The sequence below is a fragment of the Vibrio sp. 9-16B-A1 genome, from assembly GCF_056726165.1.
In genome coordinates, this window is the sequence record NZ_JBSDZD010000025.1 from 1 (window position 1) to 12,165 (window position 12,165).

7 protein-coding genes and 5 tRNA genes are annotated in these 12,165 nt (G+C 53.9%); 5 read left to right on the forward strand and 7 right to left on the reverse strand.

Annotated features, from left to right (window positions below):
- Window positions 1–346: 346 nt before the first annotated feature.
- From ACVB80_RS23550 to ACVB80_RS23570, 5 genes are all read right to left on the reverse strand, one after another.
- Window positions 347–423 (reverse strand) — tRNA-Pro (locus tag ACVB80_RS23550).
- A 55-nt stretch (window positions 424–478) separates the two neighbouring features.
- Window positions 479–554, reverse strand: a tRNA-His gene (locus ACVB80_RS23555).
- A 71-nt stretch (window positions 555–625) separates the two neighbouring features.
- Window positions 626–702: transfer RNA gene (locus tag ACVB80_RS23560), tRNA-Pro, on the reverse strand.
- A gap of 54 nt (window positions 703–756) precedes the next feature.
- Window positions 757–832: transfer RNA gene (locus ACVB80_RS23565), tRNA-His, on the reverse strand.
- Window positions 833–872: 40 nt separating this feature from the next.
- Window positions 873–949 (reverse strand) — tRNA-Arg (locus ACVB80_RS23570).
- Window positions 950–1,243: 294 nt separating this feature from the next.
- Here ACVB80_RS23570 and ACVB80_RS23575 point away from each other — a divergent pair.
- Window positions 1,244–1,657 carry a c-type cytochrome gene (locus ACVB80_RS23575; protein WP_481083724.1) on the forward strand — a complete coding sequence of 138 codons (414 nt, stop codon included), beginning with the start codon at window positions 1,244–1,246 and terminating at the stop codon, window positions 1,655–1,657.
- 138 nt (window positions 1,658–1,795) lie between these two features.
- Here ACVB80_RS23575 and rep read toward each other — a convergent pair whose 3' ends face one another.
- The gene (gene rep / locus ACVB80_RS23580) at window positions 1,796–3,811 is read right to left on the reverse strand and encodes a DNA helicase Rep (RefSeq protein WP_481083725.1); all 2,016 of its coding nucleotides are present in this window, start codon (window positions 3,809–3,811) and stop codon (window positions 1,796–1,798) included.
- A 260-nt stretch (window positions 3,812–4,071) separates the two neighbouring features.
- Between rep and ACVB80_RS23585 the strand changes: the two genes are divergently transcribed.
- The 4 genes from ACVB80_RS23585 to ubiK all read left to right on the forward strand — a co-directional run bounded on the left by ACVB80_RS23585 (window position 4,072) and on the right by ubiK (window position 9,317).
- Window positions 4,072–4,662: a TetR/AcrR family transcriptional regulator gene (locus ACVB80_RS23585; protein WP_481083726.1), complete on the forward strand. Its 591-nt coding sequence runs from the start codon at window positions 4,072–4,074 to the stop codon at window positions 4,660–4,662.
- An 18-nt stretch (window positions 4,663–4,680) separates the two neighbouring features.
- Window positions 4,681–5,787 (forward strand): efflux RND transporter periplasmic adaptor subunit, encoded by a 1,107-nt coding sequence (locus ACVB80_RS23590; RefSeq protein ID WP_481083727.1) that lies wholly within the window; start codon window positions 4,681–4,683, stop codon window positions 5,785–5,787.
- Between the two features lie 12 nt (window positions 5,788–5,799).
- The gene (locus ACVB80_RS23595) at window positions 5,800–8,916 is read left to right on the forward strand and encodes a multidrug efflux RND transporter permease subunit (protein WP_481083728.1); all 3,117 of its coding nucleotides are present in this window, start codon (window positions 5,800–5,802) and stop codon (window positions 8,914–8,916) included.
- Window positions 8,917–9,053: 137 nt separating this feature from the next.
- Entirely contained in the window at window positions 9,054–9,317 is a 264-nt protein-coding gene (gene ubiK / locus ACVB80_RS23600; RefSeq protein WP_481083729.1) for a ubiquinone biosynthesis accessory factor UbiK, read from the forward strand.
- 472 nt (window positions 9,318–9,789) lie between these two features.
- Here the strand turns inward: ubiK and uvrD are convergent, their stop codons facing one another.
- Entirely contained in the window at window positions 9,790–11,964 is a 2,175-nt protein-coding gene (uvrD, locus tag ACVB80_RS23605) for a DNA helicase II (RefSeq protein ID WP_481083745.1), read from the reverse strand.
- Window positions 11,965–12,165 lie beyond the last annotated feature (201 nt).

Consider the following 12,165-nt stretch of genomic DNA (forward strand, 5'->3'; position numbering starts at 1 on the left):
GGTTCTGTGGTTCTGTGGTTCTGTGGTTCTGTGGTTCTGTGGTTCTGTGGTTCTGTGGTTCTGTGGTTCTGTGGTTCTGTGGTTCTGTGGTTCTGTGGTTCTGTGGTTCTGTGGTTCTGTGGTTCTGCAAGCAGATTTCCCGAACCAGATCTGCGTGTCAAATCAAAACATCCGGTATTCAGCAATCTTTCAGCGCTCTCCCCCAGAACCCAGGGCCAAGGGCCGGATAAAACCCCGCGTACCACGGAGCGAAGCGCCCACGAACCAATACCCCTAAAAACCTGAGGTGAGAGCAGAAATTGCAGGCATAAAAAAAGCCCCGTCAAACGACGAGGCTTTCTAAAAGTGGTCGGTGAAGAGGGATTCGAACCCCCGACCCTCTGGTCCCAAACCAGATGCGCTACCAAGCTGCGCTATTCACCGACTTGTGTTTTATTCTGATTTCCATCAGAAATGGGAGCAAAGCTACCAGAATAAATGGGGTGGCTAACGAGACTTGAACTCGCGACAACCGGAATCACAATCCGGGGCTCTACCAACTGAGCTATAGCCACCATCAAATTTTGTAATAACCGGCTTCATGCCTTGTTATTGTTTGCCTACGCACTGCCTAAGCAAAGAAAAGTGGTCGGTGAAGAGGGATTCGAACCCCCGACCCTCTGGTCCCAAACCAGATGCGCTACCAAGCTGCGCTATTCACCGACTTTTGTTTTATCCCGATTTTCATCGAAATTGGAAGCTAAGCTACCAGAATAATGGGGTGGCTAACGAGACTTGAACTCGCGACAACCGGAATCACAATCCGGGGCTCTACCAACTGAGCTATAGCCACCATATTTTATTTCTACCGATAGTCTCCTCAAGGGGGCAAATGGCGCGCCCGAAAGGATTCGAACCTTCGACCTTTGGCTCCGGAGGCCAACGCTCTATCCAGCTGAGCTACGGGCGCATGCCCTATCGGCGGAGTGGAATAATACGGATAACGCCTCTGGGCGTCTAGTGTTTTTTTTACTTTTTTTCCTGTTTGTTGTCTTTTTCGGCAATCAGGATGTGATAAAGCCCCGGTCCGGGCGATCTTGTTGTTTATTGCAACAACTCAACAAGCTATAATCACGCAAAATTTACAATGATTTAACAGCCGCTTTGCGGCTGGTTATCAAAAAATAACCAACTAATTAATGATAACCCGATTCAATGCCGGATGGATTGGCAGGGAAATCGGCTGAGAAAGTAAAGTGAGTATATGGATATGTCCCGAACAGTATTAGCCCTGTTGGCTGCGACCCTCTCTTTTTCCGGTGTCTCTGTTGCCTCTTCCGTCAGCCAGGAGGATTACGACGCCATTGCAGAGCGGATCAAACCGGTCGGCCAGGTTTACCTTGCCGGCGCTCAGCCAGAAGTCACTGAGCCTGCAGGCCCGCGTGACGGCCCGACCGTCTACAACACCTTCTGTACCGCCTGCCACACATCCGGTGTCAGCGGTGCCCCAATCAAAGGCGATGCCGCCCAGTGGAGTCCCCGCATCGCCCAGGGGATGGATGTGATGACAGATCACGCCATTAAAGGATTTAACGCCATGCCAGCCAAAGGTTCATGTATGGATTGCAGCGACGAAGAAATTGTCGCGGCGATTAATTATATGATCGAAGGGCTATAAGGTTCTGGGTTCTGGGTTCTGGGTTCTGGGTTCTGGGTTCTGGGTTCTGGGTTCTGCAAAACATTAAAACAAAAGCCTGACTGAACAGTCAGGCTTTTTGTCTTTTACCCAGTACCCAGGGCCGAACGCCCCGGGCCTTTATTTCTTAAACATCGCCCGTAAATTGGCAATATGCGCCTGGCCTTTCTCCATGCGCTCTTCCTGGGTCACCTTCTTTTTCACCATTTCCCACTCTACGTCGTCGTATGGCAACTCATCGAGGAAGCGGCTTTGCTGCGGTTTGAGCAGCTCACCGAACTGACGGCGTTCGCGGCAGCGGGTGAACGTCAGTTCTCTCTGGGCACGGGTGATGCCCACGTACATCAGGCGGCGTTCTTCTTCTACGTTCTCTTCATCAATACTGGTCTGGTGCGGCAGAATGCCCTCTTCGGTACCGATCAGATAGACAAACGGGAACTCCAGTCCTTTTGAGGCGTGCAGTGTCATCAGCTGAACCGCGTCGCTCTCATCGTCTTCTTCTCCGCGCTCCATCATGTCACGCAGGGTCAGGCGCTGAACCACTTCTTTTAAGGTCTTCTCTTCCTTGTCGTAGTTGTCCCCTTCCAGGTCAGCCACAATCCAGCTGTAGAGGTCCGAGACGTTTTTCATCCGCATCTCGGCCGCCTTGGCGCTGGCGGAAGTTTCATACAGCCAGTCTTCATAGTTAATGTCACGCACCAGCGAGCGCACCGCTTCAACGGTGTTACCCCGCTCTGCGTTATCGGAAATCGCGACAATCCACTGGGTAAAGCGGCGCAGGTTTTCCAGCCCGCGGCCACTCAGGTGCTGCTCCAGTCCCAGTTCAAAGCTGCACTCAAACAGGCTCTTGCCACGCATATTGGCGTAGTTACCCAGCTTCTGCAGGGTTGCCGGACCAATCTCCCGGCGCGGAGTATTGACGATACGCAGGAAGGCATTGTCATCATCCGGGTTCACCAGTACCCGCAGGTAAGCCATGATGTCTTTGATCTCTGCACGGGCAAAGAATGAGGTACCACCGGAGATCTTGTACGGTACCCGGTTCTGCATCAGCGCTTTTTCTATCAGGCGCGACTGATGGTTACCCCGGTACAGTACGGCGTAATCTTTATAGTTGGTTCGGTTAAGGAACTTATGGGCGATCAGTTCACCGGTCACCCGCTCTGCTTCGTGCTCTTCATCCTTGGCCACCAGCAGCTTGAGCTTTTCCCCGTCCGGGATCTCTGAGAACAGGCTCTTCTCAAATACGTGCGGGTTGTTGGCAATAAGAATGTTGGCCGCACGCAGGATACGGCTGGTCGAACGGTAGTTCTGCTCCAGCTTGATCACTCTCAGCTGCGGAAAGTCCTCATTCAGCAACACCAGGTTCTGCGGTTTAGCACCACGCCAGGAGTAGATAGACTGATCATCATCCCCTACCACGGTCAGACGGGCACGCTCGCCCACCAACAGCTTCACCAGCTCGTACTGACTGGTGTTGGTATCCTGGTATTCGTCCACCAGCAGATAACGGATACGGCTCTGCCATCGCTCGCGCACTTCCTGATTCGTCTTCAGCAGCAGTACCGGCATAGCGATCAGGTCATCAAAGTCGAGCGCGTTATACGCCCGCATCTGAGCCTGATACTGCTCAAAGCACCAGGCAAACAGCTGCTCCTGCTCACCGCGGGCCATGGCTTTGGCCTGATCCGGGGTCAGCATGTCGTTCTTCCAGTTGGAGATAGTGCTGAGCAGCGCGCGCAGCAGGTCTTTATCGCCATCGAGCGGCTTTTCAGTCAGCTCTTTAAGCAGGGCCAGCTGGTCCTGGTCATCAAACAGGGAGAAGCCTGCTTTCAGACCCAGCGCTTTATACTCACGGCGAATGATATTCAGGCCCATGGTATGGAACGTCGACACCATCAGGCCTCGGGACTCTTTCCGGCCCAGGGTCTGGGCGACCCGCTCGTTCATCTCCCGTGCGGCCTTATTGGTAAAAGTCACCGCAGCAATATTGCGCGCCTTATAGCCGCACTGCTGAACCAGATACGCGATTTTATTGGTGATCACCCGGGTCTTGCCCGAGCCCGCGCCCGCCAGCACCAGGCATGGGCCGGAGACGTATTTCACCGCTTCATCTTGTCTTGGGTTCAGCTTCATCTTTCTTCAACCGGGTTAAATTTGTGGCGCCATATAATAGACCTGCTCACCAATGATTACTACGCTCAATTACGCCTCACTTTCTTCCCTGCGGTCTCAACAGCAGCAAATGAAACCAGCATCATAAATAAATAACAATAAGTTAATGCGCGACTACCGGGCGATACTATAATCACTGGTTATTAGTTGTACTTTTTTGTTGCACATAAGGAAAGCAAACAAGATAATGAATGAACGTTCATTCATTTTAGGTGTCTGGTATGAGTAACCAAAGTGACCACACCGATCCGGATAAACGGGAAAAAATTCTGAAAGCGACAGAAAGCCTGCTCGCCAAAGAAGGATTCCATGGTCTGTCGATGCAGAAGATAGCCAAACACGCAGGCGTTGCCGCCGGGACGATTTATCGCTACTTCGAGGATAAGGAAGCCCTGCTCAAAGAAATCCGCTTTCGGGTGACTTTTCGTGTATCAGAAGCTCTGCAGGCCAATGTAGCCAGTGACATGTCACTGGAACAGCGCTACCGGATCATGTGGCTGAATTTGTGGAACCTCGCCCGGGAAGGCGGGAAAGTACTGAACAACCGTGTTCAGTATGAGTCCCTGCCAAAACCTTCAACCCCGGAAGAGTGGGAAGCGGAACGGAAAATGTTTCCTGAAGTCGAACGCATGTTCAGTGAAGGAAAAGCTGCCGGCGTTTTTAAGCCCCTCGACAACCGCATTCTGTTTGGGCTCAGCCTGCAGGTCGGCGTAAACCTGGCGCGTAAACACGCTCAGGGCATTATTTATCTTGATGACCAGACCCTGGATGCGGCCATATCGGCCAGCTGGGATGCCATCATTCAACATTAATCTGGAGTTCTCTGCAGTATGAAAAAGTGGACTGTTATCATGTTGCTTATCTCGTTTGTCCTGTTTGGCAGCGTGATAGGTTTCAATCTGTTCAAACAACAAAAAATTGCTGAATACCTGGCAAATCGCCCGGAACCCGAATTTCCGGTCACGGTCACCCAGGCAGAAGCGGTTGACTGGGTACCGGGGATTGAAGCGATCGGCTTCATCGAACCAAACCAGGGCGTAACCCTGACCACCGAAACCAGCGGTGTGATCGATTCCATCACCTTTGATTCCGGTACCGCGGTTAAACAGGACCAGGTCCTGCTGACCCTGGACTCCACGGTAGAAAAAGCCAACCTGAAAAGTACCCAGGCACGCCTGCCAGCAGCCGAAGCCAAGTTCAAACGCTACCAGGGCCTGTACAAGAAAGGCTCAGTATCCAAAGAGCAGTATGACGAAGCTCAGGCAGCTTATCTTTCCCTGTCTGCGGACATTGAAAGCCTGAAAGCCGCGATTACCCGCCGTACCCTGACTGCTCCGTTTGACGGCGTAGTGGGTATCCGTAACGTTTACCTCGGCCAGTACATGCAGCCAGGCACTGACATCGTGCGTCTGGAAGACACCAGCGTGATGCGCCTGCGCTTTACCGTGCCTCAAACCGACATCTCCCGCATTACCATGGGCCAGAAAGTGAACATCGTGGTCGATGCTTACCCGGAAAAAGAGTTTGAAGGTGCCATCAGCGCCATCGAGCCTGCGGTCAGCGTTCAGAGCGGTCTGGTACAGGTTCAGGCCGACATTCCTAACAACGATGGTCAGCTGCGCAGCGGTATGTTCGCCCGCGCTAACATCGTTCTGCCTGTGATTGCTGATCAGGTTACCCTGCCGCAAACTGCAATCACCTTTACCCTGTACGGCGACAGCGTCTACATCGTCAGCGAAAAAGACGGCGAGAAACGCGTGAAGCAGCAGGTAGTAAAAGTAGGCGAGCGTAAAGCCGATATTGCCCATATCCTCGAAGGCGTAGAGCCTGGCGATGTGGTGGTGACCTCTGGTCAGGTTCGTCTGAGTAACGATGCCAAAGTGCACGTTGTCGAAAGTGACGCGACCAAAACGCCAGAACAGACCCCAATGCTGTAATCCGGAGGAAGCATGCGCTTTACTGATGTTTTTATAAAACGTCCGGTTCTGGCGATATCAATCAGCTTTTTGATCGCCCTGCTTGGTATGCAGGCCGTATTCAAAATGCAGGTTCGTCAATACCCGGAAATGACCAACACCGTGGTGACTGTTTCAACCAGTTACTACGGCGCAAGTGCGGATCTGATCCAGGGCTTTATTACCCAGCCGCTGGAACAGGCGGTCGCTCAGGCGGACAACATTGACTACATTACATCTCAGTCCACCATGGGCCGGTCAACCATTACCATCACCATGAAGCTGAACACCGACCCGAACGCGGCGCTGGCCGATATTCTGGCCAAAACCAACTCGGTGCGCTCCCAGCTGCCTAAAGAGTCCGAAGACCCGACAGTAACTATGTCGACCGGTTCTACCACGGCGGTGATGTACATCGGTTTCACCAGTGATGAACTGGCATCAAGCCAGATGACCGACTACCTGGAACGCGTGGTGAACCCGCAGCTGTTCTCGGTCAACGGTGTATCCAAGATCGACATGTACGGCGGTATGAAGTACGCCCTGCGTGTATGGCTGGACCCGGCTAAGATGGCAGCACTCCGGCTGACTGCGACCGATGTGATGACGGTGCTGAACGCCAACAACTTCCAGTCGGCAACCGGTCAGGCGACCGGCGAGTTCCTGCTGTACAACGGTAACGCTGACACTCAGATCTCCAATGCGGAAGAGCTGAGCCGTCTGGTAGTGAAAAGCAGCAAAGGTGAAGTGATCCGTCTGGGTGACATCGCCAAGGTAACCCTTGAGAAGAGCCACGACATCTACCGCGCCAGCGCCAACGGCGATGAAGCTGTAGTTGCGGCGATCAACGGCACCCCAAGCGCCAACCCGATCACCATCGCCAAAGATGTATGGGCGATGTTGCCACAGCTGGAGAAAAACCTGCCAAGCAACATCAAGATGCAGGTGATGTACGACTCCACCGAGTCAATCAATGAATCGATCAACGAAGTTATCAAGACCATCGTCGAAGCTGCCGTTATCGTACTGGTGGTGATCACCCTGTTCCTGGGCTCGTTCCGGGCGGTAATCATCCCTATCGTGACGATTCCGCTGTCACTGATCGGTGTGGCTATGGCAATGCAGGCAATGGGCTTCTCCTGGAACCTGATGACCCTGCTGGCAATGGTACTGGCCATCGGTCTGGTGGTGGATGACGCCATCGTGGTACTGGAGAACGTTGACCGTCACATCAAGCTGGGTGAGTCACCGTTCCGCGCGGCCATTATTGGTACCCGTGAAATCGCGGTACCGGTTATCGCCATGACCCTGACCCTGGGTGCGGTGTACGCGCCGATCGCCCTGATGGGTGGTATCACCGGCTCGCTATTTAAAGAGTTCGCCCTGACCCTGGCCGGTTCGGTATTTGTATCCGGTATTATCGCGCTGACCCTGTCGCCGATGATGTGTTCCAAAATGCTCAAAGCCAACGAGAAACCGGGCCGCTTTGAGACCACGGTGCACAACTTCCTCGACCGCATGACCAACCGCTATGAAGGCATGCTGAAAGCGGTAATGCAGCACCGTCCGGTGATCATCGCGTTCGCACTGATCGTATTTGCCAGCCTGCCTGCGCTGTTTAAGTTCATCCCGAGTGAACTGGCGCCGGCAGAGGATAAAGGCGTGGTGATGCTGATGGGTACCGGCCCGTCCAACGCCAACCTGGACTACCTGCAAAACACCATGAACGAAGTGAACCATATTCTGGCTGACCAGCCGGAAGTGAAGTTCTCTCAGGTGTTTACCGGTGTACCAAACTCCAACCAGGCGTTCGGTATTGCCTCTATGGTGCCGTGGAGCCAGCGTGAAGCAAGCCAGGCGGAAGTCTCCAAACGTATCGGTGATATGGTGAAAGAGGTCCCTGGTATGGCGGTGACCGCCTTCCAGATGCCTGAACTGCCGGGCGCAGGCTCAGGTCTGCCACTGCAGTTCGTGATCACCACGCCGAACAGCTTTGAGAGCCTGTTCCAGATCGCGACCGACGTGCTGATGGAAGCGAGCAAGAGCCCGCTGTTCGTCTACACCACGCTGGACCTGAACTACGACTCAGCGACCATGCAGATCCATATCGACAAGGACAAAGCCGGTATGTACGGCGTGACCATGCAGGATATCGGTCTGACCCTGAGCACCATGATGGCGGACGGTTACGTTAACCGTATCGACCTCAACGGCCGTTCGTACGAAGTTATCCCTCAGGTTGAGCGTAAGTACCGCTTAAACCCTGAGTCGATGAACAACTACTACGTGCGCGCCGCTGACGGTAACGCAGTACCACTGGGCAGCCTGATCGACATCGAAGTCGTAGCCGCGCCACGCTCACTGCCGCACTTTAACCAGCTGAACTCAGCTTCAGTTGGTGCGGTTCCGAGCCCGGGCATTGCCATGGGTGATGCGGTGAACTGGTTCGAAGACATCGCAGAAAGCAAACTGCCATCCGGTTACACCCACGACTACATGGGTGAAGCCCGTCAGTTCGTAACCGAAGGCAGCGCGCTGTACACCACCTTTGGTCTGGCACTGGCGATCATCTTCCTGGTTCTGGCGATTCAGTTTGAATCGGTGAAAGACCCGCTGGTGATCATGGTATCGGTACCGCTTGCGATTTGTGGTGCGCTTATCGCCCTGGCCTGGGGTGCGGCGACCATGAACATCTACTCTCAGGTAGGTCTGATCACCCTGGTGGGCCTGATCACCAAGCACGGTATCCTTATCTGTGAGGTGGCGAAGGAAGAGCAGCTGCTCCATAAGAAAGACCGTATCGGTGCGGTGATGGAAGCCGCCAAGGTACGTCTGCGCCCTATCCTGATGACCACCGCGGCGATGATCGCCGGTCTGATCCCGCTGATGTTTGCTACCGGTGCCGGTGCAGCCCAGCGCTTCAGTATCGGTATTGTAATCGTAGCCGGTCTGGCGATTGGTACCCTGTTCACCCTGTTTGTACTGCCGGTGATCTACAGCTACCTGGCAGAGAAACACAAGCCACTGCCGGTGTTCCTTGAGGACAAGGATCTGGAAAAGCTGGCACGGGTGGATGAAGCCAAAGCCGCCCAGCGTGAATGCCGCGAATAACCGCAATCAAACTCAAAGAGCTGCTCCGGCAGCTCTTTTTTTGTCCTTTGTCTCAGCGGCTGTCACCTTTTGCCGCAAAGGTAACGACAACCCGGAAAGAAATGCATAAAATGGCAACAAATTCAGAAGGAGTGATTATGTTCGACCCGAAAAAACTGGAACAGGTTGCCAAACAGATCCACGACGCCATGCCTCAGCCGGTTAAAGAGCTGGGCAGTGACGTTGAGCAGAAAGTCCGTCAGGTCATTCAGGGCCAGCTGAACAAGCTGGACGTGGTAAGCCGCGAAGAGTTTGAAGTGCAGACTCAGGTACTGCTGCGCACCCGCCAGAAGCTGACCGAAATGGAACAGAAACTGGCTGAACTGGAAGCGAAGCTGACTGATAAAGACAGCGCTGAGTAACAGGGCTGATCCGATAAATAAAAGCGCCGGACCGGGTTAACGGTTCGGCGCTTTTTTTTTAGTTTTGGCTTAACCACCCCCTGCTTACAGCGCTCCCGGTCAGTACGGTGGGTTGCTGCTGCATGGGCAGTACGGCGCGCTGTAAGCAGATCCTGAATCAAGTTCAGGATGACCCGGTGTTAGCGTTGAGATAAGCGGGATTAATAAACCTTCAGTTTGCTGGCAGCCAGAGAAAGGAAACAACTTACCACACCACTGTGTCATCCTGAACGCGCTCCCGTTCACTTACCACACTCTCAAAAGATTAAGCGCGATTCAGGATCTTCTGTCCGCGGGGAAAGTCTCACCTCGCGGCAGCGACTGCATTGTAATTGCAGCAGACCGGGTTGCAGAACAAAGACAGCCGGAAGAAAAGACAAAAGCGCCGAACCAGATGACCGGTTCGGCGCTTTTTTACATCATTACAGCTAACTCAAAGCTTCTCCAGCTTCGCATACTGGGTCACCAGCCACTTGATGCCCTCGCCGTTAAAGGCCACCTGAACCCGGCTCTGCGGGCCGCTGCCTTCGAAGTTGATGATGGTGCCTTCACCGAATTTCGGGTGCATAACGCGCGCGCCGAGGCTGAATCCGGTTTCGTTGAAGCTCTCTTTCACCACGGTCTGGCTGAATCGGCCACTGCTGGCCGGGCGTCTTACCTGAGCTTTCATCCGCACTTCATCCAGGCACCCTTCCGGCAGCTCTTTGATAAAGCGTGACGGCTTGTGGTACTTGTCCTGGCCATACAGGCGGCGCATCTCGGCGTAAGTGATGTAAAGCTTCTCCATTGCCCGGGTCATACCCACGTAGCAAAGACGGCGCTCCTCTTCCAGACGCCCCGCTTCTTCAGCAGACATCATGCTCGGGAACATCCCCTCTTCCACGCCGACCATAAATACCAGCGGGAACTCCAGGCCTTTGGCGCTGTGCAGGGTCATCAGCTGCACCGCGTCTTCAAACTCGTCCGCCTGACCTTCACCGGCTTCCAGCGCCGCATGGGACAGGAACGCCGACAGCTCGCTCATGTCTTCCGCTTCTTCCGGCTTTTCAAACTGACGGGTCGCGGTGACCAGTTCCTCAAGGTTCTCAATCCGGGCTTTGGACTTCTCGCCTTTTTCCTGCTCATACATGGCGAACAGACCCGACGCTTTGATCACGTGGTCCGCCTGCTGGTGCAGCGGCAGCTCAGCGGTGTCGTCTTCCAGTGCGTTGATCAGCTCGATAAAGCGGCTCAGCGCACCGGCGGCGCGGCCGGCCAGCACTTTTTCCTCCAGCAGCGCCTGAGCGGTCTGCCACATGGTGGCACCGCGGTCACGGGCAGCAAAACGGATAGTCTCAAGGGTTTTATCCCCCATACCACGGGTCGGGGTATTCACGATACGCTCGAATGCCGCGTCATCGTTGCGGTTTGCCATCAGGCGCAGGTAACCGAGTGCGTCTTTGATTTCCTGACGCTCGAAGAATCGCATACCGCCATAAATCCGGTACGGCAGACCCGCCTGGATCAGCGCTTCTTCCAGTACCCGCGACTGGGCGTTATTCCGGTAGAGCATGGCCGTATCGGTCAGCGCGCCGCCTTTGTCCTGCCACTCTTTGATTTTGTTTACGGTAAAGCGGGCTTCGTCCAGCTCGTTATAGGCGGAATAAACCGAAATCGGCTCACCTTCGCTGCCGTCAGTCCAGAGCTCTTTACCCATACGCTCGGTATTGTTGGTGATCAGCTCGTTGGCCGCGCTCAGAATGGTTTTGGTCGAGCGGTAGTTCTGCTCCAGACGAACCGTACTGGCGCCCACGAACTCATTCAGGAAACGCTGGATGTTCTCCACTTTGGCGCCACGCCAGCCGTAGATAGACTGATCATCATCGCCCACGATCATCACCCGGCAGTCCGGGCCGGCCATCATGCGCAGCCAGGCGTACTGGATGTTGTTGGTATCCTGGAACTCGTCCACCAGGATGTGCTTAAAGCGCGCCTGGTAGTGCTCGCGGATATGTTTTTTATCGCGCAGCAGCTCGTGAGCGCGCAGCAGAATTTCGGCAAAATCCACCAGCCCGGCACGGTCACACGCTTCCTGGTAAGCGGTGTAGATCTGCAGGTAGGTTTTGGTGATTGGGTCATGATAGGCATCGATATGTTGCGGACGCAGGCCTTCGTCTTTCTTGCCGTTGATCCACCACGCAGCCTGACGTGCAGGCCACTGTTTTTCATCCAGATTAAGTGCTTTGATCAAACGCTTCAGCAGACGCTGCTGATCATCTGAGTCCAGGATCTGAAAATCTTCCGGCAGGTTCGCGTCCAGATAATGGGCACGCAAAATGCGGTGACAAATACCATGGAAAGTGCCGTTCCACATCCCCGAAGCGCTGCCCATCATCAGCTCTTCGATCCGGCCACGCATCTCAGCAGCGGCCTTATTGGTAAAGGTTACCGACATAACAGAAAACGGCGACGCCTGTTCGACCGAGATCAGCCAGGCGATACGGTGCACCAGCACCCGGGTTTTACCACTGCCGGCACCCGCCAGTACCAGCATGTTTTCTAAAGGCGCGGCTACGGCTTCACGCTGTTTGTCGTTCAGGCCGTCTAATAACAGGGATGGGTCCATGATTTTCTACTGGGTATTTATACAATAAAAACGATTATACCTTACTTTTCACCCTGAAATCCGCCGCCGGACAAAAGAAATTGTTCAATTTTTAATTACTTTTATTTCAGCCAATTACCTGTTAAAACCGCCAAAATGTAATTTTTTTATGAAAGAATTTCCCCGCCCCCTTTTCTTATTGAGTGAACAACCAATAACAAGGCC

Bases quoted from the DNA above. Each gene is read 5' to 3' on its own strand.
- rep (WP_481083725.1), bottom strand. From the start codon at position 3,811: ATGAAGCTGAACCCAAGACAAGATGAAGCGGTGAAATACGTCTCCGGC.
- ACVB80_RS23585 (WP_481083726.1), top strand. From the start codon at position 4,072: ATGAGTAACCAAAGTGACCACACCGATCCGGATAAACGGGAAAAAATT.
- ACVB80_RS23575 (WP_481083724.1), top strand. From the start codon at position 1,244: ATGGATATGTCCCGAACAGTATTAGCCCTGTTGGCTGCGACCCTCTCT.
- ubiK (WP_481083729.1), top strand. From the start codon at position 9,054: ATGTTCGACCCGAAAAAACTGGAACAGGTTGCCAAACAGATCCACGAC.
- ACVB80_RS23590 (WP_481083727.1), top strand. From the start codon at position 4,681: ATGAAAAAGTGGACTGTTATCATGTTGCTTATCTCGTTTGTCCTGTTT.
- ACVB80_RS23595 (WP_481083728.1), top strand. From the start codon at position 5,800: ATGCGCTTTACTGATGTTTTTATAAAACGTCCGGTTCTGGCGATATCA.